Source organism: Mycobacterium shunyiense (genome assembly GCF_058270075.1).
Map to the genome: position 1 here is coordinate 46,823 of NZ_JBZDPU010000003.1, position 23,266 is coordinate 70,088.

Genomic DNA, 23,266 nt, shown 5'->3' on the forward strand with positions numbered 1-23,266 from the left:
TTCCTATTTCACGACCGGCGTGGCCGCATGGCCATCGCCGTACGGGTGGGCAGGGTCGACCGGAGCGGTCAGCCGGCCGTAGCTGTCAGGGCGCCGGGTGACCAGGAACGGGAACAGCTCCAGCCAGTCACGCCGCTGGTCCAGGTCGAGATCGGCGACCAGCACGGCCTCCTCGTCGCGCGGCGCCTGCACCAGCACGCGACCGTAGGGGTCCGAGATGAACGACGAGCCGTAGAACGAGACGGTGCCCTCGTCCCCGGTTCGGTTGGGCACCACCATGAACAAGCCGCTGCTGATGCCGTTGGCCACGATCACCTGCTGCCACAAGGGCTGGGTGTCGAACGCGGGGAAGACCGGCTCCGATCCGATCGCGGTCGGATAGACCACGATCTCGGCGCCACCGAGCGAATAGTTGCGGGCCACTTCGGGGAACCATTCGTCCCAGCAGGTGGGCAGGCCGACCCGTGCGCCCAGCCCCTCGGGGTCATACACCGGGTACGGATCGTCGTCCGCGGAAGCCGGGCCCGGTCGAAAGTAGGTGTCCTCGTAGTACCCCGCCGAGATCGGGATGTGCATCTTGCGGGTACGCCCGACCAGCTCGCCCGACGGCGACACCAGGATCGCGGTGTTGTAGCCCAGGCCGTCGGCCGCGGGAGCCTTCTCATACAGCGAGGCGTGCACGAAGATCCCGTTGGCCTGCGCCGCCTCGGCCGCGAGTGCAAAGGTCGGGCCGTCGGTCAGGTCCTCGGCCCCCTCCCCCGGGTTGGGCCCGGCCGGGGTGTCGGCCGGGTAGCGCAGCAGCGTGATCTCGGGCAGGAACACCGCGGTGGCGCCGGCACCGGCGGCGCGGTCGATGCCGTCGCGCAACACCTTGGTGAGTTCTGCGGCGTCAGGCCGCCAGCGGTGCTGCACCAACCCCACCCGCAGAGGCGGTCGCTGTGATGCGGTGCTGCGCGACAGCGAGTCGGGGGCGCTCGCAGTGAGCGTGATCATGGGACTCCTAAAACGAATGTGATTCGTTTATTGTGTGAGCCAGGACACCATTTGTAAAGAGTTAAGTTCGATCAGGGGGACAGAACATGGGGCGACCACCATCACCGATCCTGTCAATCGACCGGATCTCCAGTGCGGCAATGGATCTCGTCTGCACAACCGGCGGTTTCACCATGCCCGAACTGGCCCGCAGGCTCAAGGTCAGCCCGTCGTCGCTGTACAACCACGTCTCCGGGCGCGAGCAGATCGTCGAACTGCTCCGTGAACGGGCGATGTCAGAGGTGCACCTGCCCGACCTGCACGCCGAGCGGCCATGGATCGACATCCTGGCCGACATCATGCGCTCGTACCGCAGCAGCTTCGCCCGCTACCCGCAGTTGATTCCCTTGCTCACAGCCCACGCCGTCAACAGCAGCCAGGCACTGACCATGTACAACGCGATCGCCGTAACCCTGACCCGCGGAGGCTTCAATCCGACCGACACATTGCGGATCATCACGTTGGTCGACAACTACGTGCTGGGGTCCGCGCTGGACCTCACCGCACCCGACCGGCCGTGGGAGTCGAGCGCCGAGGTCGGCCCGGAACTGACCGCTGCGCTCGACACCGGTGCGCCCAGGCCCGCGCGCGCCGACGATGCGTTCGAGTTCGGTTTGGCGGTCCTGCTGCGCGGGCTCGTGCAGCAGTGAGTCGCCTACCCGCCGCAGCGGTTACGGAAATCGATCGCCGGTTGCCGGATCCCCGTCAGTTCGGCCCGGATCTGCGGCTTGTCCTGGAGATAGACCTTCACCGATTCGGCCATCTGCTCGTTCGACTGCCCCTTGAGGCTGGTGAAGAACGCGTTGACGTCGGGATGGGTGAACAGATACGCCGAGGTGGACGCGCGGACGCCGGCCATCACACCGGCCAGGTCAGCGGCGGTGCAGTTCGGCTCGTCTGCCGCGGCGACGGGCACACCAACGGCCAAGAGCGACAGGCTGATTGCACCGGCGGCGATGACACGGGAGAACATCGTGGCTCCTAAGTGGACTCGGGTGAATGGGCTGAGGCTCATGGCCGCCCCGGACGCCAACCGCCACCGCCGCCACCACCACCGTTGTCAGGGCGGCCGGGGTCGAGATTGATCTCCAGACCCCAGTCGCCGCAGTACCAGTCGTTGGCACACGGATACGGGTAGTATGGACCGGCCTTCGGCGGCGTCGGCCCACCGCCACGGACATTGCCCTGCGCGCACACCGTGGAACCTCCGGCGTCGACGCAGTCGGCAACGGCGGCCGGTGCAGCGGCAATGGAGATAGCGATCGGGATGGTCAAACCGGTCAATCCGAGCAATGCCGGATACCACGTGATCCGCATGGCCACTCCTCAGTCGGTCCGCGTTGTGCCGAGAATAGATCTCGGGGGACGCCCAATATGCGGGAACGACAATAGCTGGTCACCGAGCGCAGCGCAGCGCCACTCACGGCGGTCGTAACTGGTTGTATTCGTGAAGATCTCAAGGGTGCCCGCGAAGATGCGCGCTACCTAGCCTGACGCGCGTGAACGAAGACTGGCTGGCCGTGATCGTCGGCCTCATCCTCTTGACCCTCGTCCTCGTCGGTGCCATCCCCGGCGGCGTGATCCCATGACCAGCACCGAGGAACGCTCGCAGCAGCGATCGCCGAAGGCCGGCTACGCCGTCGCCGGTGTGCTCGTGGTCATCGCGTTGGGTGCGGCGACCAGATTCCTGGAAACCGAGGTGCCCCACTGGGCCGCCGGGACACCACTGGCCAAAGTCGCCAAATCAGTCGAATTCCCGGTCTACGCAATCGCTCTCGGGCTCATCGGCAACGCCATCCTGGCCAGGTTCACGCTCCGCGACGTCCTGTCTCAAGGGTTTCGCACCGAGTTCTTCATCAAGACCGGCCTGGTCCTGCTCGGGGCGTCGATCAACCTCAAGGTGCTCGCCACCGCCGCGGGACCGGCGATCATCCAGGCACTCCTTCTGATTTCGATCGTCTTCGGATTCACCTGGTGGCTGGGTGGGCGGCTGGGCCTGGACGACAAACTGCGCGCGCTACTGGCCTCGGCGGTCTCCATCTGCGGGGTGAGTGCGGCCATCGCCGCCGCCGGCGCCGTTCAGGCCCGAAAAGAGCAGCTGGCCTACGCCGCGTCGCTCGTCATCGTGTTCGCGCTACCGTCGATCTTCTTGCTGCCCTGGCTCGCCGACGTGTTCGGGCTGTCCGACGCCGTCGCCGGTGCCTGGATCGGCGGCAATATCGACACCACCGCGGCCGTCGCCGCGGCAGGCACGATCGCCGGTGAGCAGGCACTGCAGATCGCCACGATCGTCAAGACCACTCAGAACGCGCTGATCGGCATCGTCGCCATCGCTCTCACCGCGTACTTCGCCTTGAAGGTCGAACGCCGAACTGACACACCTGACCCAGCAGTGGCACGCCCGTCTCTGCGCGAATTCTGGGACCGCTTCCCGAAATTCGTGCTCGGCTTCATCGCCGCCTCGGTGATCGGCACGCTGTACCTGCAGTTCGCCGCCGACGGTAAATCGGCCATCGCAACGGTCAACGACCTGCGAACCTGGTTCCTGATCTTCGCGTTCGTGGCCATCGGGCTGGAGTTCTCGCTCCGCGGACTGAAGGAAGCCGGCTGGCGACCGATCGTGCTGTTCGCCGCGGCGACCGTCGTGAACATCGTGGTGGCGCTGGGTCTGGCCTCGATCCTGTTCGGCGGATTGTTCGGCACCTTCACCACGGGGTAGCTAAACGGTTACCCTGGCTAAGTGCCGACAACCTGGTCGCGGCGAGGGTTTTTCACGGTCACCGCTGGGATGGCCCTGGTCGCCGCATGCAGCACGCAAAAACCCGGCGAAGTTGCGAAAGACGGTTCGGTGACCGTCCGCCACCTCTTCGGAGACACCAACATCCCGGGTCCACCGCAACGCGTGGTCAGCGCGGGATTCACCGAACAGGACAACCTGCTGGCCCTCGGCGTCGTGCCGGTCGCAACGACCGAGTGGTTCGGTGGTGAGCCGTTCGCGGTGTGGCCCTGGGCGCAACCAAAACTCGGGGCCGCCCAGCCCACCGTGCTGGGCCTGAGCGACGGGATCCAGGTCGACGCGATCGCGGCGCTCAAACCGGACCTGATCGTGGCCACCAATGCCGGACTCGACGCCGACACCTTCGCCAAACTCTCCGAGATCGCCCCGACCATCGCACAGTCCGGACCGGACGCGTTCTTCGAACCCTGGCGCGACCAGGCCACCCTGATCGGCCAGGCCCTGTTCCAGAACGACGCGACGACGGGACTGGTCACCGGCGTGGACGACAAGTTCAAGGCAGTGGCCACCAACAATCCGCGCTTCGCCGGCAAGAAGGCGATGCTGCTCGCCGGCACGCTGTTCCGCGACAGTGTCCAGGCACAGACCGGGTGGCGGACCGAATTCCTCACCCAGATGGGCTTCGCCGTCCCCCCGACACCCGACCTCATCCCGCGCTCAGATTTCTCCTCGGTGCTCGACGCCGCCGATGTATTGATCTGGACCACCGAGAACGACGCAGAGCGCGACGCCCTGCTGGCCGACCCGGGCATCGCCGAGCTCAAAGCCACCACCCGCAAGCGGCACGTGTTCACTCCCAAAGAGCTGTCCGGCGCCATCGCGTTCGCCTCGCCGCTGTCCTACCCGCTGGTCGCCGACCAGCTGCCACCGCTGCTCAACCAGGCACTGACCTGACAAGATGACCGGGTGACAAGCACCCAGGAACACTCCGAACACCGCGGCACCGCCAGCATCGGCTCGGCCTACTATCCGGTGCTCGTCGCGGTTTTCACGGCCCTGGTGATCATCTCCAACGTCACCGCCACCAAAGGAGTCGCCTTCGGACCGATCATCGGCAACTGGTCGATCATCACCGACGGCGGCTTCATCGTCTTCCCGCTCACCTACGTGATCGGCGACGTGCTCTCCGAGGTGTACGGGTTCAAGGCCGCGCGCCGAGCGATCTTCCTGGGTTTCTCGATGAATGCCCTTGCCGCGCTCGCATTCTGGGCCACCATCTATCTGCCCGCTGCGGACTTCTACACCAACCAGGAGCACTTCGAGAACATCGTCCACGCCTACACCCAGTTGATCGTGGCGGGCATGGCCGGGTTCATCGTCGGGCAGACCATCAACGCCTGGGTCGTCGTCGCCATCAAGGAACGCACCAAGGAAAAGCACCTGTGGGCGCGCCTGGTCGGATCCACCTTCGCCGGCCAGCTCGGCGACACCCTGGTTTTCTGCGGTATCGCGGCCAGCGCGATCGGCATCAGCACCTTCGGCGACTTCGTCACCTACGCCGCGCTGGGCTGGGTCTACAAGACCGCGGTCGAGGTGATCATGCTGCCGATCACCTACCGCGTGATCGCCACCATCAAGCGCCGCGAGCCGACTTATCGGGCCGCCGTGTGAGGCTTCGTTAAGGCACCTCTGGCAAGGTTCACAGAGCCGGAGCTTTCTTAGCTACTCGCGGGTAGCTTCAGGTCATGAGTGTGACATCAGAGGTGATGGACGCGACGGGACCGACCCTGAACCCGGGCACCGCTCGCGACTATGGCGATCAGGCTCTGCTGCTCGAGTTCGACAGCACGGCCGATGTTTTGGCGTGGACCGCCACTCTCACGGCGGCCCAACTACTCGGCGTGGTCGATATCGTGCCTGCGTCACGCACGATCTTGATCAAGCTGGCCGATCCGCGCTACCAGGCGCCCACCCGACAACGGCTGGGCAAGCTGCAGCTACAACCCGGTGCGGCCCCGGTCCGTCCGGTCGGCCAGGCCGACGTGACCATCGACGTGGTCTACGACGGCGCCGACCTGCGCGACGTGGCCACGCTGACCGGGCTGACCCCGGAACAGGTGATCGCGGCGCACACCGGCAGTCAGTGGCAGGTCGGATTCATGGGCTTCGCACCCGGATTCGCCTACCTCGTCGGCGGCGACGAACGACTACAGGTACCGCGCCGAGCCGAGCCCCGCACCAATGTCCCGCCCGGCGCGGTCGCGCTGGCCGGCGAGTTCAGCGGCATCTACCCACGGCAGTCACCCGGCGGCTGGCAGTTGATCGGACGCACCGACGCGGTGTTGTTCGACATTCATCGGGACCAACCCGCACTGCTCACCCCGGGTACGTGGGTGCAGTTCCGGGCCATCGGCTAGTCGGCGAGGAGGACATCATGACCACAACATTGGAAGTGCTGCGGACCGGCCCGCTGGCCCTCGTCGAGGACCTCGGCCGGGCCGGCATGGCCCACCTCGGTGTCACCCGCTCCGGGGCGGCCGACCGACGGTCTCACACGTTGGCCAACCGACTCGTCGCCAACCCCGGTGAGCACGCCACCATCGAGGTGATGTTCGGCGGGTTCTCGGCCCGGGTGCGCGGCGGGGACGTCTCGATCGCGGTGACGGGCGCCGACACGGACCCCGCGGTCAACGGTATTCCGTTCGGCACCAACAGCATTCACCACGTGCACGACGGCGAGGTGATCTCGCTGGGCGCCCCGCACTCGGGGCTGCGCAGCTACCTGGCGGTACGCGGCGGCATCGCCGTCGAACCGGTTCTGGGATCGCGGAGCTACGACGTGATGTCGGCGATCGGGCCGGCGCCGCTACGCCCCGGCGACATTCTGCCGGTCGGTGAGCACACCGCCGACCTGCCCGAGACCGACCAGGCGCCCGTCGCGGCCATCAGCGATGACGTGCTGGAACTCAACGTGGTGCCTGGCCCGCGTGACGACTGGTTCGTCGACCCCGACGTGCTGATCCGGACCAACTGGCTGGTCACCACCCGCAGCGACCGGGTCGGGATGCGCCTGGTCGGCATGCCGCTGGACTACCGCTGGCCCGACCGTCAACTGCCCAGCGAGGGAGCGACCCGCGGAGCTATCCAGATACCGCCCAACGGTTTTCCGGTGATTCTCGGGCCCGACCACCCCGTCACCGGCGGCTACCCGGTGATCGGTGTGGTGACCGACGAAGACATCGACAAACTGAGCCAGGCCAGGCCAGGCCAGACTGTCCGGTTGCACTGGGCGCACCCCCGGCGGCCGTTCCAGGGGTAGACGTCTGGGCGATTCCCGTCGTCGTTTTCCACGTCAGGGTTGCGATCCCGGCGATCAACGACCCAGGTGTAGGAAACGACGCCCAGGGGCTTGGCGCTCGGGAAGCCCGGCGCTCGGGGAGCCCGCACCCCGGGGAGCTCGGCCGATGCGCTGGACGGCCCGCAAGCTAGAGACACCGGCGCGCAGCGCTGGTAGAACATGGGTGTGCCCATCCAGGATGTCAGCTCGCCGTCCGTCCGAGGCGGGATCCTGCACACCGCGCGACTCGTCCACACCTCCGATCTCGACCACGAGACCCGTGAGGGTGCGAGGCGCATGGTCATCGAGGCCTTCGACGGTGATTTCACAGACGCCGACTGGGAGCACTCGCTCGGCGGGATGCACGCGTTCATCTGCCATCACGGCGCCCTCATCGCCCACGCCGCCGTGGTCCAGCGCCGCCTGATCTACCGCGACACCGCGCTGCGCTGCGGCTACGTGGAAGCCGTGGCGGTACGCGAGGATTGGCGCGGCCAGGGCCTGGCCACCGCCGTCATGGACGCCGTCGAGCAGGTTTTGCGCGGCGCCTACCAACTCGGCGCACTCAGCTCATCGGAGTCCGCGCGGGACATGTACCTCTCCCGCGGGTGGGTGCCCTGGCAGGGCACGACCTCGGTGCTGCAGCCGGCCGGTGTGACGCGCACACCCGAGGACGACCGGGGGCTGTTCGTCCTCCCGATCGATCTGCCGGCCGGCCTGGAACTCGACACCACAGCCGAGATCACCTGCGACTGGCGCGACGGGGACGTCTGGTAACCACCGGACGCACAGTCTCACACCCATGTGTGTGAGCGGGTGAGCGGAATTTCACGGCCGGGTCACCGCAGGGCGCATTCGGGCAATAAACGCTTCCTAGCGTTTCCGCCATGCCCACTCTGTTGAAGTCGAATCGCATCACGAACTGGGATCCCGAGGACACCGTGGCCTGGGAAGCCGGCAACAAGTACATCGCGCGACGGAATCTGATCTGGTCGGTTTTCGCCGAACACGTCGGCTTCTCCGTCTGGTCCATCTGGTCGGTCATGGTCCTGTTCATGCCCGAGGCGGTCTACGGCTTCTCGGCCGGGGACAAATTCCTGCTCGGCGCGACCGCCACCCTGGTGGGCGCGTGCCTGCGGATTCCGTACACCTTGGCCACCGCCACGTTCGGCGGCCGCAACTGGACGGTGTTCTCCGCTTTCGTGCTCCTGATCCCCACGGTGGGAACCATGTTGCTGCTGGCCCACCCAGGCCTGCCGCTCTGGCCCTACCTGATCTGTGCGGCCCTCGCCGGGTTCGGCGGCGGCAACTTCGCCTCGTCGATGACCAACATCAACGCCTTCTACCCGCAACGACTCAAGGGCTGGGCACTGGGCCTCAACGCCGGTGGCGGCAACATCGGTGTTCCCATGATCCAGCTGGTCGGCCTGCTGGTGATCGCCACCGCAGGTAACCGCTCCCCGTACTGGGTGTGCGCCATCTACCTCGTCGCATTGGCCGTTGCCGGCATCGGCGCGGCGTTGTGCATGGACAACCTCGAGCAGCACAAGATCGACCTCGGTGCGATGAAATCGATTCTGGCAGTGCGCGATACCTGGGTGATCTCGCTGCTCTACATCGGCACCTTCGGATCGTTCATCGGGTTCTCCTTCGCCTTCGGCCAGGTCCTGCAGATCAACTTCGCCGCAGGTGGTCAAACGGCGGCGCAGGCGTCGCTGCATGCCGCACAGATCGCCTTCATCGGCCCGTTGCTCGGTTCGGTCTCGCGGGTGTACGGAGGCAAGTTGGCCGACCGGATCGGCGGCGGCCGGGTGACCCTGGCGGTGTTCGGCGGCATGATCTTGGCGGCCGGGCTGCTGGTCGCGATCAGCATGTTCGACGATCAGACCGCGGGTGCCGCCAACGGTCTGATGATGAGCGGCTACGTCATCGGATTTGTGGCCCTGTTCCTGCTCAGCGGCCTGGGTAACGGATCTGTCTACAAGATGATCCCGTCCATCTTCGAGGCCCGCAGCCACTCGCTGGACATGAGCGAGGAAGACCGGCAGCACTGGTCACGGTCGATGTCCGGCGCACTGATCGGCTTCGCCGGTGCGATCGGGGCCTTGGGTGGATTCGGCATCAACATGGCACTGCGTCAGTCCTACCTGTCCAGCGGATCGGCGACCGCGGCGTTCTGCCTCTTCCTGGCCTTCTACATCCTCGCCTCGGCGTGCACGTGGTTCCGCTACGTCCGCCGGCCTGCTGCGACGGGCGTCACAACGGTCGCCGAAGACCGACACGCCTCGGCAATGGCCGGGTAATCACTTGGAAACACGAGATACCTTCACTGGACACATGACCGAGCCCGACTGGGCACCGCTCACCGGCTTTCGCGTGGCGGTGACCTCCGCCCGACGTTCCGATGAGCTCAGCGCGCTGCTGACCAGGCGCGGCGCGACGGTTACCAGTGCGGCCGCCATCACGATGGTCCCGTTGCCCGACGATGAGGAACTACGCGCGCACACCGAGTCGCTCATCGCCGTGCCCCCGGACATCGTGGTGGCCACCACGGGTATCGGCTTCCGCGGCTGGTTCGCCGCCGCCGACGGGTGGGGCCTGGCCGGCGAACTGACCGACGCGCTGGGCAAGGCCCGCATCGTCTCCCGTGGCCCGAAAGCCACCGGGGCCTTGCGAGCCGCGGGCCTGCCCGAGGAATGGTCACCGGAATCGGAATCCTCCCGGGAAGTGTTGCGCTACCTCATCGAGCAGGGCGTGGCAGGGCAACGAATCGCCGTACAACTGCACGGAGCCACCGACGAATGGGACCCGTTCCCCGAGTTTCTCGACGAGATGCGGGCCGCGGGAGCCGATGTGGTGCCGATCCGGGTGTATCGCTGGCATCCCGCGCCACGGGACGGCGAATTCGACCAGATGGTCGCCGGAATCGCCGAACGACGTTTCGATGCAGTCAGTTTCACCTCGGCCATGGCCGTTGCCTCGGTCCTGATGCGGGCCACCGAGATGGACCTCGCCGACCGGGTGCTGGCCGCACTGCGCACCGACGTCCACGCCATGTGCGTCGGCCCGGTCACCGCGCGGCCACTAGTCCGCCTCGGTGTGCCGACCTCGGCACCGGAGCGAATGCGGTTGGGCGCCTTGGCCCGTCACATCACCGATGAACTGCCCCTGCTCCAGGCGCGGACCGTCCACGTCGCCGGACACTCGCTCGAGATCCGGGGCACGTGTGTCCTTGTCGACGGCGCGGTCAAGTCGCTGTCCCCGGCTTCGATGGCCACCATCCGGGCCCTGTCGCAACGGCCTGGGGCGGTGGTGTCGCGGTTCGATCTGCTCAGCGCACTGCCGGGCACCGGCACCGATACCCACGCCGTGGAGACCGCGGTGCTGCGGCTTCGTACTGCGTTGGGAGACAAGAACATCGTGTCGACAGTGGTCAAGCGGGGTTACCGGCTGGCCGTCGACGACGCCGAGATGGCCCGGATCCGATGAGCCTGGTCCTGGTGGCGCACGGCACCCGCAAGCCGGGCGGCGTGGCGATGGTCGGCGATCTCGCCGCGCGGGTATCCGACCTACTGGGCCGGCCTGTGCACGTGTCGTTTGTCGACGTGGTCGGACCGACCCCCAGTGAGGTTCTCGCGTCGCTGCCGACGGATGCCCCCGCAGTGGTGGTCCCGGCATTCCTGGCTGCCGGATATCACGTCCGGCTCGACGTTCCCGCCCACGTGACCGCCAGTGAGCACCCGGCCGTCACCGTCACCAAGCCGCTGGGCCCCTGCCCGGGAACGGTCCGGGTTCTCGCCGATCGGCTCATCGAATCCGGATGGCGGCCAGGCGATTCGGTAGTCCTGGCGGCCGCGGGGACCTCGGACAGAAATGCCCAATCTGACCTTCGCCGTACCGCTGCGCTGCTGTCAGCGATGACCGGCGATCGCGTAGAACTGGCCTTCGCCGCCACCGGCGCGCCGAGTGTTGCCGAAGCCGTCTCCGCGCAACGCGGCCGCGGCCATCGCCGCATAGCTGTGGCGTCCTACCTGCTCGCCGACGGGCTTTTCCAGGACCGGCTGCGTGAATCCGGCGCCGACCTCGTCAGTGAACCACTGGGCACCCACCCCGGCATGGTTCGGCTGATCGCGAACCGCTTCCGGCGCGCCGGAGTACTGAGCCTGCCTGCCGCGGCGTAGCCGGATCGAGTGCGCGACGAGCGGCCCGGCCCAGCCCACGATCATCAGTGCGCCGCCGGCACCCGCGACCGACAAGGCCGCAGATCGTCGGGCACCGACCATCTCGGAACATTGCTCGACGTAATCGCTGGCCATGTATCCCGGCCCGGCGAGCGTGTGTTGATCCAGGTTCAGGCGGTCCTGCTGGGCGGCAACTTGGTAGTTCGGATGCGCTCCGTTACCGCACGGAATGGGTTCGCCGGCACGATCCACGGCATTCAAACCCAGAGGCACCAACGCTGCCCCGAGTGCGCCCAGCATCGCTGCCGCCCCCACCAGATTCAAAACCGAACGCGCAAACATCCCTTGTCAGCCCCTCTGACGCCGCTTCCTTGAGAGGGAGTCTAAACACACCCAGCGAACAATTCTAGTTAGCCAGCGAGAGGTACGCCACGCCATTGATGACATTCACCGATGGTGCAATTCTGGCAAATTTCCCAGGGAAACAGCCGTTGTACAGGTAGTTGACGCGGTAACAAATTTCCCGATCGTTTGCCGGCGGCTCACCGTGGCAGATCGGACCCGAGAACTCAGCTATCGTTATCGCGATCATCGGACAGCGTGACGGGAGTGCAGGTAAAGGTGCAGGTGACAACACCGGTGGGCGCTGCCCGCCACGGCGGCGTACTCGGCCGTGCGACCCGGTAACCGGGTCCCGGCCGAACGTCTGCGTGAACACCTGCTGAACACTCTGGAACGCACGTCTCGGCCGATGACGACCTCACAGCTACGCGACGACATGCACGAGCATTTCCGTGCACCCGTCGTCATCGAGTCCGTGTACCGCAATCTGACGGTGCTCGAACGACGCGGCGCCGTCGAACGCCGCAAACTCCAGGGGCGGGACGCGCACTGGAGCAAAGCGCCCGATCAGGCCGCGAGCTGAACGAACCCTCCCGGGGTGACCCGCGTCCGGTAGACCGGAATCGCCACGGCGGTGTCGTCGAGGCAACGACCGTCATCGAGTGCGAAGGCCTGCTTCTTGATCGGCGACTGCACCGTTGCGCGTCCACCACGATCTCCCACGATCCCGCGCGAGAGCACCGCGGCTCCGGAGAACGGGTCGATGTTTCCCACCGCGTGCAACGTGCCGTCGTCGAGACGGAACAGTGCCGCCTGCGAGCCGTCGGGCAGCAGTACCGCGACGCCACGGCAGGGCATCAGATAGTCATAGCGGCAGGCCGTCGTCCACCCTGAAACCGAAGGGGTGTACACGTCGTTGCCATCGTCGAGCAGGGTCATTTCGCCTCCTGGATAATTGACGGCATACCGAGATTCGTTTTGCTCCTCGCGTCCGCGAATTCCGTAGCGCCCGGCACCTTCCGGCCGGCCCGCTCGGTGAAGGTGATGGTCGGATCGTCCACATCGGGTGCATTGACGAACGACACGAAGCGCGAGAGCTTCTCCGGATCCTCGAGCACGCCCTTCCATTCGCAGGCGTAGCCGGCAACGTGGCGTTCCATGGCCGCCTCGAATTCGGCCGCCAGGCCGAGGGAGTCCTCACACACGACCTCGCGCAGGTGGTCCAGGCCGCCATCAAGAGCTTCCAACCAGGGGGCCGTCCTTTGCAGCCGATCCGCGGTGCGGATGTAGAACATCAGGAAACGGTCGATGTAGCGGACCAGCGTCTCGTCATCGAGATCCCCGGCCAGCAGCTGGGCGTGCCGCGGTGACATGCCGCCATTGCCGCACACGTAGAGGTTCCAGCCCTGTTCGGTGGCGATGATGCCGACGTCCTTGCTCTGCGCCTCCGCGCACTCACGCGCACATCCCGAGACGGCCATCTTGATCTTGTGCGGCGCGCGCAGGCCCCGGTAACGCTTCTCGATCTCGACGGCCATGTTCACCGAATCCTGCTGCCCGTATCGGCACCAGGTGCTGCCCACGCAGCTCTTCACGGTGCGCAGCGACTTGCCGTAGGCGTGCCCGGACTCCATGCCCCCCTCGACCAGACGCGCCCAGATCTGCGGCAACTGCTCCACGCGGGCACCGAACATGTCGATCCGCTGGCCGCCGGTGATCTTGGTGTAGAGATCGAAATCCCTTGCGATCTCACCGATCAGGATCAGCTGCTCCGGGGTGATCTCCCCGCCGGGCGACCGCGGCACCACCGAGTAACTGCCGTTCTTCTGGATGTTGGCCAGGAAGTGGTCGTTCGAATCCTGCAGTGAGGCCTGCTCACCGGAGAGCACGTGGTCGGAACTGGTGGAGGCCAGGATCGACGCGACGGTGGGTTTGCAGATGTCGCAACCCTTTCCGGTACCGAACTTCTCGATCAGACCGGAGAAGGTACGGATCTCGGTGGCACCGATGATCTCGAAGAGTTCGGCCCGCGACTGGCTGAAGTGCTCGCACAGCGCCTTGGACTGCTCGACCCCCTCCGCCTCCAGCAGCTGCTTGAGCAGCGGGACGCAGGATCCACACGAGGTGCCGGCCAGCGTGCACTTCTTCAGGCTGGGCACATCGTCGCAGCCACCGCAGATGGCTTCCTTGAGATCGCCCTTGGTCACGTTGTTGCACGAGCAGATCTGGGCAATGTCGGGCAGCGCACCGACACCGAGAGCCGAAGCCCCGGAGGCGCCTTCAGCGGCCGGTGCGATCAATGACAGCGGGTCACCCGGCAGTTCGCTGGCCACCATCGGACGCAGCACCCCGTAGGCCGACGCGTCACCGACCAGGATGCCGCCGAGCAGCGTCTTGGCGTCGTCGGAGAGGACCAGCTTGGCGTAGGTCTGCTTCACCGGATCGTTGACGACGACATCCAGACAGTTCGGCGTCCGACCCTGGGCATCACCGAAGCTGGCCACGTCCACGCCGAGCAGTTTGAGTTTGGTGGACATGTCGGCTTCGGGGAACTCGGCCGCGCCGCCGAGCAGCCGGTCGGCGACCACCTCGGCGCTGGTGTAACCGGGGCCCACCAAGCCGTAGCAGCGCCCCTCGATCGCGGCCACCTCACCGATCGCAAAGATGCTGGGATCACTGGTGACACAGGACAAGTCAGTCATCACACCGCCCCGCTGCGCGATGTCGAGACCCGCTTGACGGGCCAGCTCGTCGCGCGGACGCACCCCGGCCGCGAACACGATCACACTGGCATCGACACTGCTGCCGTCATTGAGCGACACCCGCACCGAATCGTCGATCCGAGACTTCTTCAGCGGCTTGTGCCGCTGCACCGGCTGAATGCTCTCGGTGCTGACGCCGGTGTGCACCTCGATACCGAGGCCCCTGATCATCCGGTTCAGCAGGGCACCACCGGCCGGATCGAGCTGGGCCGCCATCAGATGCGGCGACATCTCCAGGACGTGGGTCGCCAACCCGAACGCGCGCAACGCATTCGCGGCCTCCAGGCCGAGCAGGCCGCCACCGATCACCACGCCGACCGGCGTCTTCGAATCGCGCGCGGCCAGTGCGCCGGCCCGGATGGCGTCGAGGTCATCCAGCGTGCGGTAGACGTGGCAGTGCGGCAGGTCGTGGCCGGGCACCGGCGGCACGAAGGCATACGAACCGGTGGCCAGCACCAGCGCGTCGTACCCGATGCTCTCACCCTCGGCGGTGCGGACGGTCTTGGCATCCCGGTCGATCTCGGCGACCGCGCAGCCCAACCTGAGGTCGACCCGGTCGTCGCCGGAGTAGGCATTACCGGGCAGCGCCAGCCGGGACCGGTCCCAGTGCTCGGTGTAACCGGTCAGGCCGACCCGGTCATAGGCGGCGTCAGCTTCCTCGGACAAGACGGTGACCCGCCAGGTTCCCGCGGCGTCACGGGACCGCAACGCCTCGACGAAGCGGTGTCCCACCATGCCGTGTCCGATGACCACGACGTTCTGTGTTGACGACATACGGCGAGGTTAGAAACCCGACGTTGCCGAAATGTCGCCCTGTGTGAATCGCCCGTCACGGTGTGCTCACGGTCCGCGCGCCGCAGATGTGAGATTGCCGGGCGGTGTGCCGGTCAGCCCGCTTGACGCTCCAGCGCCCGGCCGATGACCCGGGCCGCCTCGTCGAAACGCTGCGGATCGGGCCCGGAATAGTTGAGTCGCAGGTAAGGCCCGGACGGCTCGGCGGGAAACCACTCATTGCCTGCCGCGACCAGCACCGACTCGGCCTCGCACTCACGCACCAGGCGCGCCAGGTTGATCGCATCGGGCAGCCGCAGCCACAGGTGAAGCCCGCCGCGGGGCACCTGCTCCAACTGCGCCCCGGATGCGTGCTCGGCGAGCGCGGTGATCAACTGATCACGTCGGGCCCGTAATTGCCGACGCACGTCGCGCAGGTGGGTTCGCCAGGCCGGCTGGGTCACCACATCCAGCGCGGCGGCCTGCAACAGCCCACTGACATACATCGACTCCGCTCCACGATCGGCGAGAATCCGGTCGCGCGCAGGACCTCTGGCCACCATCGCGGCCACCCGGACCGACGGCGACACACTCTTGGTCAGCGACCTCAGATAGATGACGTGGCCCGCGTCGTCGGATGCCGCCACCGGCCGGGACGTGCTGTCGATACCGAAATCGTGTGCCCAGTCATCCTCGACCAGGAAGGCGCCGTGACTGCGGACCACCTCGAGCACCTGGCCGGCCAGGTCCGGATCCCATTGCCCACCGGTCGGATTGGCGAAGTTGGGCTGAGCGTAGAACACCCGGGCGCCACTTTGGGCGAACGCACGCGAAAGTTCCTCGGGGTCAGGGCCTCTCGGCCCGCTCGGTACCGGCACCAACCGCACACCGCTCTGAGCCGCCGCCAGGATGGCGCCCCAGTAACTGGGTGACTCGATCAACATCGGCTGCCCGAATCCGACCAGGGCGCGAAAGATGGAGCTCAGGCCACTCTGGCTCCCGGGCAACACGATCACCTCACGTGCCGTCGGCGCGGTCACGCCGGCCCCGAACGACTCGGCCAGTTCCTGGGCGAACCACGCTTGCAGATCGGGGCGGCCGGGCGCAGGCGCCGGGCTCAGCGCAGCGTCCCCGCGGGCAGCTCGGGCGAATGCGGTGCGGACCAACCGCTGAGGAAGCAATTCGTGAACGGGATAGCCGGAGTGCAACGCGATCAGGTCGGGCGCGACGCTCCGCAGCGGAGTCGACAGCGCCGGGATCCGCGCTTGCGGGGATCCCAGGGCGGCCGTCTGCCAGCCGTAGTCGGGAAGGCGCGCGCTGCGCACCGCGCGCACGAACGTTCCGACACCCGGCCGGCTCTCCACCAGGCCCTGACTCCGCAGCGTGCGCATGGCCTTGGCCACCGTCACCGGACTGGCAGCGTATTCCGCCACCAGAGCGCGGTTGGACGGTAGCTGCGCGCCCGGCGGCGCGGTGGCGACCCACTTTCGCAGACCGGACACGATGCGGTCAGTGCTATCGTTATCCATGTTGAAACAGAGTAGCGCTACTCCCCATAGTTCGTCAGCGCTATCCCACCCCGGGTTGTGGTGGGGATTGTTGGGCGTGACGGCCTTCTCGTTCACCATCGTGTTCACCAAGGTCGCCATCGGCGGACTGTCTCCCCTGTTCATCGGCGCCGGGCGCGCCGTCGTCGCCGCCGCCATCGCGGTCGCCACCCTGGCCCTGACCCGACAGGCGCTGCCCACGGGCCGGCAATGGGCACGGTTGGCCGTGGTGGCCGCCGGGGTCGTGGCCGGGTTTCCGCTACTGACCTCTTATGCGCTGACGGTCGTCCCGGCCAGTCACGGCGCCATCGTGGTGGCGCTACTTCCGGCCGCCACCGCGGTGTGCGCGGTGCTGCGCGGCCACGAGCGTCCGCCGGGCACCTTCTGGGCGTTGGCCGCCGCCGGGGCGCTGGCGGCGGTGGTGTTCGCCATGGTGCACGGCGCCGGCCTCGGTCATCTGAGCTGGCCGGACCTCCTGCTGTTCGGCGCGGTGCTCGCCGCGGCGATCGGGTACGCCGAGGGCGGTTTGCTGGCCAGGGAACTGGGCGCGTGGCAGACCGTGTCGTGGGCCCTGGTGGTCGCGGCGCCGGTGATGCTGGCCTTGACGACGCTGGCCGTGATGCAGCAACCGCCGCATGCGACGCCGGTGCAGTGGACGGCATTCGGGTATCTCGCAGCCGTCAGCATGTACCTGGGCTTCTTCGCCTGGTACCGCGGCCTGGCCATCGGACCCATGACACAGGTGAGCCAGGTGCAGTTGATCCAACCGGTTCTCACCCTCGGCTGGGCCGCGCTGCTGCTGCACGAACGGCTGACCTGGTCGACAGTGCTCGGCGGCGCGGTGGTCATCGGATGTGCGGCGCTGGCCGTTCGCGTCCGCCTGCGGTGATTCTTCGGACCGACGCCGAAAGCCGGTGGAACCCTTGGGTTCCACCGGCTTTCGCATGGGTCAGATGTTTACCGGGAAATCCGAGCTGTAGACGTCACCGCGAATGCGTCCCGGTAACGGTGGCCCCTCGACGACCACCCACGCCTGCGTGGCATCCGCAGCCAATTGGCCGGCGACCGTCACGGTCGCCGTCCCACTCGCATCGGTGTGCAGCGTTGCACCCGCCACCCCGGGATCCCCGACGTTGCACGTAGCCACCGACGGCCGCGGCAGTTGGATGAGCCTGACCCGGTAGTCGGTGTCGGGCGTGGCCGACTGCAGCGACACCTCGGCACCTACGTGCGAGCCGTCGGCACCGATGCTGGCCCGGCCGGAGCCGGAACCCGAGCCCATCCCGCCGAGAAACAACGCCTTCGTGAAATCACATCCGCGGATGGAGTTCGACAACGGCACCGTCGTCGCCGCTCCGGCCGGTGCCGCACCGACCCCACTGAGCACCAGCCCACCGGCCGCAGCCAGTGTCACCACACTTCTCATGCGCCAACCCATCGCCGCATCCCACCTGCTCGACGTATCAGTGCGTCATTATTGGCACAGATCGCACACCGAGAAGCGGAAGTTCGCGCAAAAAGACGGGTCGGCCGCGAACGGCTAGCGCCAGCGCCTCAGCACGTCTTTGGCCCGCGCACTCAGCACGGCCTGCAGGAACGGCCCGAAGGTAATCCGCCCCACTCCGATGGCCGCCAACGCGGCGAAGTCGGCGGAATCCGCCGGAACTGTCACGCTGACCGGCAGCGGCACGGCAGAAACGAAGCGCCCCAGTCCTTCCGGGTCGGCCAGGCCGGCCGGGAACAGCGAATCGGCACCGGCGGCCGCCGCCTCGGACAGGCGAGCGATCCCCCGATCCACCCGATCGGCGGCATCCCCGTCCTTGCGCAGGAACAGGTCCGTGCGCGCATTGATCACCACGTGCACACCCGCGGCGTCGGCGGCCGCGCGCAACTGCCCGACCAACTCGGCGTGCTCGGCCGGACTGCGCAGTCGCTTGTCCTCCTTGTGCACGGTGTCCTCAAGGTTGAAGCCGACCGCTCCGACGTCGAGCAGGCCCTCGATCAGCCGCTCCGGCCGCTCGCCATAGCCGGATTCGATGTCCACCGACACCGGCACATCCACCGCCTCGGTGATCTGCCGTACCCGGGTCAGCACGTCGTCGAATGACATTCCCTCTCCGTCGGACTTGCCGATGGACTCGGCCAGCGGGTGGCTACCCACCGTGAGTGCCGAAAACCCCTCGCCGACTGCCAACCGGGCCGACCAGGCGTCCCAGACCGTGGGCAGCACAACGGGGTTGCCGGGCCGGTGCAGCGCCAGCAGCGCCGCAGCCCGGTCCTGCAACGTGGTCTCACTCATACGTCCTCCAGATGCTCAGATGTGCTGCTCAGATGTCATACGGCCGACCGCGAAGCCGCCGAAACCAACACTACGACCTGGGTTCCCGGAGCTCATCCGGTGCGCCGACCGACGACCCTCCGGACGTGATGCGCATCACGTCCCGATCGTGATGTGGCTAGCATTGGTTGTCGTACTGTGAGCCCCGACACCTTCAGCCCGAGGAGGTCACTTGTCCACCACCACTGAGTTCTCCGAACTGCACAACCTGATCGGCGACATGCGTCGTTGCGTCACCACGTTGGCGGCGAAGTACGGGGATTCCCCCGCCATGCGCCGCGTCGTGAACGACGCCGAGCGGATCCTCAACGACATCGAGCGGTTGGACATCGACGCCGAAGAGTTGGAGATGCGTCACGGCGTGACTCGCCAAAAACAAGGCCGCGAAAAGATCGGCATCCCCGACACCCAATACGGAAGCGAGTTCTGGCAGGACGTCGCCGACGAGGGTCTCGGCGGATACCGCTGAGCACGCGGGCGCCTGCGCCCGCCGGACAACTGAACTGAAGAAAGGGAACCGTGAGCGCACCCACTGCTGACCGTCGCGCGACCGGGGTCTTCTCGTCAACACGAGCGCAGATCCCCGAGCGCACCCTCCGGACCGATCGGTGGTGGCAGTCGCCCCTGGTCGTCGATCTCGGCTTCGCCGCCTTCGTCGTCTATGCGACTGTGCGCGCTTTCCTGCAGAGCAATTACTACGTACCGCAGTACAACTATCTGACGCCGTTCTACTCACCGTGCGTCAGCCAGGGCTGCACCCCGGAGGCCAGCCACTTCTGGCCACAGTTCCTGCCCGACGTGTGGTGGCTGCCGTACGCGGCCTTGTCACTGCCGTTCCTGCTGCTGTTCCGCCTGACCTGCTACTACTATCGCGGCGCGTACTACCGCTCGGTCTGGCAGTCGCCCACCGCATGCGCGGTCGCCGAGCCGCACGCGAAGTACACGGGCGAGAGCCGGCTGCCGCTGATCATCCAGAACACCCACCGGTACTTCTTCTACATCGCCGGCATCATCTCGCTGATCAACTCCTATGACGCGATCGTCGCGTTCCACTCGGACAAGACCGCCAGCGGCTTCGGCTTCGGCCTCGGCAACCTCATCCTGCTGGGCAACGTCATCATGCTGTGGGTCTACACCCTGTCCTGCCATTCGTGCCGCCACGTCGCGGGCGGACGCCTCAAGCATTTCTCCAAACACCCTGTGCGGTACTGGATGTGGACGCAGATCAGCAAGCTCAACGTCCGCCACAAGCAGTACGCGTGGATCACGCTCGGCACCCTGATGCTGACGGACTTCTACATCATGCTGGTAGCCAGTGGCACCATCTCTGACCTGAGATTCATTGGTTAGCAACCGTTTACACAAATTAGGGATAAAGACTGCATGACATCGGAATTGGAACGGCACTCCTACGACGTAGTCGTGATCGGTGCCGGTGGGGCTGGACTACGCGCCGTGATCGAGGCACGCGAACGCGGCCTGCGCGTGGCGGTGGTGACCAAGTCGTTGTTCGGCAAGGCCCACACCGTGATGGCCGAGGGCGGGTGCGCCGCGGCGATGCGCAACGTCAACACCAAGGATTCCTGGCAGGTCCACTTCGGTGACACCATGCGCGGCGGCAAGTTCCTCAACAACTGGCGGATGGCCGAGCTGCACGCGCAGGAAGCCCCCGACCGGGTGTGGGAGCTGGAAACCTATGGCGCGCTGTTCGACCGGACCAAGGACGGCAAGATCAGCCAGCGCAACTTCGGCGGGCACACCTACCCAAGGCTGGCCCACGTCGGCGACCGCACCGGCCTGGAGATCATCCGCACGCTGCAGCAGAAGATCGTCTCGCTGCAGCAGGAGGACAAGGCCGAGCTCGGCGACTACGAAGCCCGGATCAAGGTCTTCCACGAGTGCTCGATCACCGAACTGATCAAAGACGGCGACCGGATCGCGGGCGCCTTCGGTTACTACCGCGAGACCGGAAACTTCGTGCTGTTCGAGGCTCCCGCGATCGTGCTGGCCACCGGCGGTATCGGCAAGTCGTTCAAGGTGTCGTCGAACTCCTGGGAGTACACCGGTGACGGCCACGCCCTGGCGCTGCGCGCCGGGTCCGGTCTGATCAACATGGAGTTCATCCAGTTCCACCCGACCGGCATGGTGTGGCCGCTGTCGGTGAAGGGCATCCTGGTCACCGAAGGTGTCCGTGGTGACGGCGGAGTGCTGAAGAACTCCGAGGGCAAGCGGTTCATGTTCGACTACATCCCCTCGGTGTTCAAGGGCCAGTACGCCGAGACCGAGGAAGAAGCCGACCAGTGGCTCAAGGACAACGATTCGGCGCGCCGCACCCCTGACCTGCTCCCCCGCGACGAGGTGGCCCGCGCCATCAACTCCGAGGTCAAGGCGGGCCGCGGTTCGCCGCATGGCGGTGTCTACCTCGACATCGCCTCGCGCATGCCCACCGAGGAGATCAAGCGCCGGTTGCCCTCGATGTACCACCAGTTCATGGAGCTGGCCGAAGTCGACATCACCAAGGACGAGATGGAAGTCGGCCCGACCTGTCACTACGTGATGGGCGGTATCGAGGTCGATCCGGACACCGGAGGCGCCGCCACCCTCGGGCTGTTCGCAGCAGGAGAGTGCTCGGGCGGTATGCACGGCTCGAATCGCCTTGGTGGCAACTCACTTTCGGATCTGCTGGTGTTCGGGCGGCGCGCCGGACTGGGTGCAGCCGACTATGTGCAGGCGCTGCCGGAGCGGCCCAAGGTGTCGGAGGCCGCACTCATCGAGGCCACCGAACTAGCGCTGGCGCCGTTCGAAACTCACACGAACCCGGAGAATCCGTACACGCTGCACGCCGAATTGCAGCAGTGCATGAACGACCTGGTCGGCATCATCCGCAAGGCCGACGAGATCGAGGAAGCGCTGACCAAGCTCGCCGAGCTGCGCACCCGCGTGCACAACGTCAGCGTCGAGGGCGGCCGCGTCTTCAATCCGGGCTGGCACCTGGCCATCGACATGCGCAACATGCTGCTCGTCAGCGAGTGCGTCGCCAAGGCCGCGCTGGCCCGCACCGAAAGCCGTGGCGGACACACCCGCGACGACCATCCGGAGATGGACGCCAACTGGCGCAACACTCTGCTGGTGTGCCGCGCGTCCGGCGATGACCAGGTGGTGCCGGACGTGACCGTGACGCCCGAGTCGCAGCTGCCCATGCGGGAGGACCTGCTGGCGACGTTCGAACTGTCCGAACTCGAAAAGTATTACACCGAGCAAGAACTGGCCGAACACCCCGATAGGAAGGGCTGAGCATGAGTGCGTATGACGCGAACCTGCGGGTGTGGCGCGGCGACGAAACCGGAGGCGAGCTCCACGACTACACCGTCGAGGTGAACGACGGTGAGGTGGTACTCGACATCATCCACCGGCTGCAGGCCACCCAGGCCGGCGATCTGGCGGTGCGGTGGAACTGCAAGGCCGGCAAGTGCGGATCGTGCTCGGCCGAGATCAACGGCCGCCCGAGGCTGATGTGCATGACCCGGATGTCGACCTTCGACCCGGACGAAACTGTCACTGTGACGCCGATGCGGACGTTCCCGGTGATGCGCGACCTGGTGACCGATGTGTCCTTCAACTACGAGAAGGCTCGCCAGATCCCGTCGTTCACCCCACCGAAGGACCTGCAGCCGGGCGAATACCGGATGCAGCAAGAGGACGTCGAGCGCAGCCAGGAATTCCGCAAGTGCATCGAGTGCTTCCTGTGCCAGAACGTGTGCCACGTCGTGCGTGATCACGAGGAGAACAAAGAGGCGTTCGCCGGCCCGCGGTTCCACATGCGGATCGCGGAGTTGGACATGCACCCACTCGACGTCATGGACCGCAAGGACATGGCTCAGGATGACTTCGGCCTCGGCTACTGCAACATCACCAAGTGCTGCACCGAGGTGTGCCCGGAGAACATCAAGATCACCGACAACGCGCTGATCCCGATGAAGGAACGGGTTGCCGACCGCAAGTACGACCCGATTGTGTGGTTGGGCAACAAGCTGTTCAGGCGCTAGCTTCTTCCGCCGAGTGTGCGCTCAGATCGCGATTCAAAGCTTGGATTCAGGCGGTGGCTGCAACGAATGTGGACGGGTCTGACAGTAGTCGGTCGAGTTCTTCTGCGGGGGTGCGCCATTTGAGTCGTTTGCGGGGTCGGGCGTTGAGTTCGGCGGCGACCTCGTCGAGCCAG

24 protein-coding genes are annotated in these 23,266 nt (G+C 66.4%); 16 read left to right on the forward strand and 8 right to left on the reverse strand.

Features of this window, described 5'->3' with window-relative positions; genetic code table 11:
- Positions 1-3: 3 nt before the first annotated feature.
- Positions 4-993 carry a nitrilase-related carbon-nitrogen hydrolase gene (locus tag AC4ELH_RS01975; RefSeq protein WP_448444884.1) on the reverse strand — a complete coding sequence of 330 codons (990 nt, stop codon included), beginning with the start codon at positions 991-993 and terminating at the stop codon, positions 4-6.
- Between the two features lie 86 nt (positions 994-1,079).
- Here AC4ELH_RS01975 and AC4ELH_RS01980 point away from each other — a divergent pair, with 86 nt between their 5' ends.
- Positions 1,080-1,682 (forward strand): TetR/AcrR family transcriptional regulator, encoded by a 603-nt coding sequence (locus AC4ELH_RS01980; RefSeq protein WP_064885942.1) that lies wholly within the window; start codon positions 1,080-1,082, stop codon positions 1,680-1,682.
- 5 nt (positions 1,683-1,687) lie between these two features.
- Here the strand turns inward: AC4ELH_RS01980 and AC4ELH_RS01985 are convergent, their stop codons facing one another.
- Together AC4ELH_RS01985 and AC4ELH_RS01990 are read right to left on the reverse strand one after the other, a co-directional pair.
- The gene (locus AC4ELH_RS01985; protein ID WP_064885940.1) at positions 1,688-2,005 is read right to left on the reverse strand and encodes a heme-binding protein; all 318 of its coding nucleotides are present in this window, start codon (positions 2,003-2,005) and stop codon (positions 1,688-1,690) included.
- Positions 2,006-2,043: 38 nt separating this feature from the next.
- The gene (locus AC4ELH_RS01990) at positions 2,044-2,349 is read right to left on the reverse strand and encodes a hypothetical protein (RefSeq protein WP_064885938.1); all 306 of its coding nucleotides are present in this window, start codon (positions 2,347-2,349) and stop codon (positions 2,044-2,046) included.
- A gap of 268 nt (positions 2,350-2,617) precedes the next feature.
- Between AC4ELH_RS01990 and AC4ELH_RS01995 the strand changes: the two genes are divergently transcribed.
- The 10 genes from AC4ELH_RS01995 (at position 2,618) to AC4ELH_RS02040 (ending at position 12,212) form a co-directional block, all read left to right on the forward strand.
- Positions 2,618-3,751, forward strand: coding sequence for a YeiH family protein (locus AC4ELH_RS01995; RefSeq protein WP_448444881.1), 1,134 nt, complete (start codon positions 2,618-2,620; stop codon positions 3,749-3,751).
- 21 nt (positions 3,752-3,772) lie between these two features.
- Positions 3,773-4,723, forward strand: coding sequence for an ABC transporter substrate-binding protein (locus AC4ELH_RS02000; RefSeq protein WP_064885934.1), 951 nt, complete (start codon positions 3,773-3,775; stop codon positions 4,721-4,723).
- A gap of 12 nt (positions 4,724-4,735) precedes the next feature.
- Complete coding sequence (locus AC4ELH_RS02005) at positions 4,736-5,440, forward strand: queuosine precursor transporter (RefSeq protein WP_498883123.1); 705 nt, start codon at positions 4,736-4,738, stop codon at positions 5,438-5,440.
- A gap of 74 nt (positions 5,441-5,514) precedes the next feature.
- On the forward strand, positions 5,515-6,186 hold the full coding sequence (locus AC4ELH_RS02010) for a 5-oxoprolinase subunit B family protein (protein ID WP_254358675.1): 672 nt from the start codon (positions 5,515-5,517) through the stop codon (positions 6,184-6,186).
- A gap of 17 nt (positions 6,187-6,203) precedes the next feature.
- On the forward strand, positions 6,204-7,088 hold the full coding sequence (locus tag AC4ELH_RS02015; RefSeq protein ID WP_064885930.1) for a 5-oxoprolinase/urea amidolyase family protein: 885 nt from the start codon (positions 6,204-6,206) through the stop codon (positions 7,086-7,088).
- Positions 7,089-7,292: 204 nt separating this feature from the next.
- Entirely contained in the window at positions 7,293-7,883 is a 591-nt protein-coding gene (aac(2')-Ib, locus tag AC4ELH_RS02020; protein ID WP_498883130.1) for an aminoglycoside N-acetyltransferase AAC(2')-Ib, read from the forward strand.
- 110 nt (positions 7,884-7,993) lie between these two features.
- Positions 7,994-9,409, forward strand: coding sequence for a nitrate/nitrite transporter (locus tag AC4ELH_RS02025; protein WP_064957902.1), 1,416 nt, complete (start codon positions 7,994-7,996; stop codon positions 9,407-9,409).
- Positions 9,410-9,443: 34 nt separating this feature from the next.
- Entirely contained in the window at positions 9,444-10,595 is a 1,152-nt protein-coding gene (locus AC4ELH_RS02030) for a uroporphyrinogen-III synthase (RefSeq protein WP_064885926.1), read from the forward strand.
- Positions 10,592-11,287: a sirohydrochlorin chelatase gene (locus AC4ELH_RS02035; protein WP_463794015.1), complete on the forward strand. Its 696-nt coding sequence runs from the start codon at positions 10,592-10,594 to the stop codon at positions 11,285-11,287. The genes AC4ELH_RS02030 and AC4ELH_RS02035 overlap by 4 nt, the downstream gene beginning before the upstream one ends.
- A gap of 751 nt (positions 11,288-12,038) precedes the next feature.
- A complete protein-coding gene (locus AC4ELH_RS02040) occupies positions 12,039-12,212 on the forward strand; it encodes a hypothetical protein (protein ID WP_236734856.1) in 174 nt (57 codons plus the stop codon).
- Here the strand turns inward: AC4ELH_RS02040 and nirD are convergent.
- From nirD to AC4ELH_RS02055, 3 genes are all read right to left on the reverse strand, one after another.
- Complete coding sequence (nirD, locus tag AC4ELH_RS02045; protein WP_055119723.1) at positions 12,197-12,568, reverse strand: nitrite reductase small subunit NirD; 372 nt, start codon at positions 12,566-12,568, stop codon at positions 12,197-12,199. The genes AC4ELH_RS02040 and nirD overlap by 16 nt on opposite strands.
- Positions 12,565-15,165: a nitrite reductase large subunit NirB gene (nirB, locus tag AC4ELH_RS02050; RefSeq protein ID WP_498883124.1), complete on the reverse strand. Its 2,601-nt coding sequence runs from the start codon at positions 15,163-15,165 to the stop codon at positions 12,565-12,567. The genes nirD and nirB overlap by 4 nt, the downstream gene beginning before the upstream one ends.
- A gap of 113 nt (positions 15,166-15,278) precedes the next feature.
- Positions 15,279-16,691: an aminotransferase-like domain-containing protein gene (locus AC4ELH_RS02055; RefSeq protein ID WP_498883125.1), complete on the reverse strand. Its 1,413-nt coding sequence runs from the start codon at positions 16,689-16,691 to the stop codon at positions 15,279-15,281.
- Between AC4ELH_RS02055 and AC4ELH_RS02060 the strand changes: the two genes are divergently transcribed.
- Positions 16,690-17,598 carry a DMT family transporter gene (locus AC4ELH_RS02060; RefSeq protein ID WP_498883126.1) on the forward strand — a complete coding sequence of 303 codons (909 nt, stop codon included), beginning with the start codon at positions 16,690-16,692 and terminating at the stop codon, positions 17,596-17,598. The two genes, AC4ELH_RS02055 and AC4ELH_RS02060, sit on opposite strands and share 2 nt — an antisense overlap.
- Positions 17,599-17,658: 60 nt before the next feature.
- On the opposite strand, the gene AC4ELH_RS02065 is transcribed toward AC4ELH_RS02060, so the two are convergent.
- Both AC4ELH_RS02065 and AC4ELH_RS02070 read right to left on the reverse strand, forming a co-directional pair.
- Complete coding sequence (locus AC4ELH_RS02065; protein WP_498883127.1) at positions 17,659-18,135, reverse strand: hypothetical protein; 477 nt, start codon at positions 18,133-18,135, stop codon at positions 17,659-17,661.
- A gap of 114 nt (positions 18,136-18,249) precedes the next feature.
- On the reverse strand, positions 18,250-19,008 hold the full coding sequence (locus AC4ELH_RS02070) for an isocitrate lyase/PEP mutase family protein (protein ID WP_498883128.1): 759 nt from the start codon (positions 19,006-19,008) through the stop codon (positions 18,250-18,252).
- Between the two features lie 211 nt (positions 19,009-19,219).
- Between AC4ELH_RS02070 and AC4ELH_RS02075 the strand changes: the two genes are divergently transcribed.
- The 4 genes from AC4ELH_RS02075 to AC4ELH_RS02090 are packed head-to-tail and all read left to right on the forward strand — an operon-like array spanning position 19,220 to position 23,093.
- Positions 19,220-19,516: an Rv0250c family protein gene (locus AC4ELH_RS02075; RefSeq protein WP_055119715.1), complete on the forward strand. Its 297-nt coding sequence runs from the start codon at positions 19,220-19,222 to the stop codon at positions 19,514-19,516.
- Between the two features lie 50 nt (positions 19,517-19,566).
- A complete protein-coding gene (gene sdhC, locus AC4ELH_RS02080; protein ID WP_055119713.1) occupies positions 19,567-20,397 on the forward strand; it encodes a succinate dehydrogenase subunit SdhC in 831 nt (276 codons plus the stop codon).
- 33 nt (positions 20,398-20,430) lie between these two features.
- The gene (locus tag AC4ELH_RS02085; protein ID WP_064885915.1) at positions 20,431-22,341 is read left to right on the forward strand and encodes a fumarate reductase/succinate dehydrogenase flavoprotein subunit; all 1,911 of its coding nucleotides are present in this window, start codon (positions 20,431-20,433) and stop codon (positions 22,339-22,341) included.
- A 2-nt stretch (positions 22,342-22,343) separates the two neighbouring features.
- On the forward strand, positions 22,344-23,093 hold the full coding sequence (locus AC4ELH_RS02090; protein ID WP_055119709.1) for a succinate dehydrogenase/fumarate reductase iron-sulfur subunit: 750 nt from the start codon (positions 22,344-22,346) through the stop codon (positions 23,091-23,093).
- Positions 23,094-23,266 lie beyond the last annotated feature (173 nt).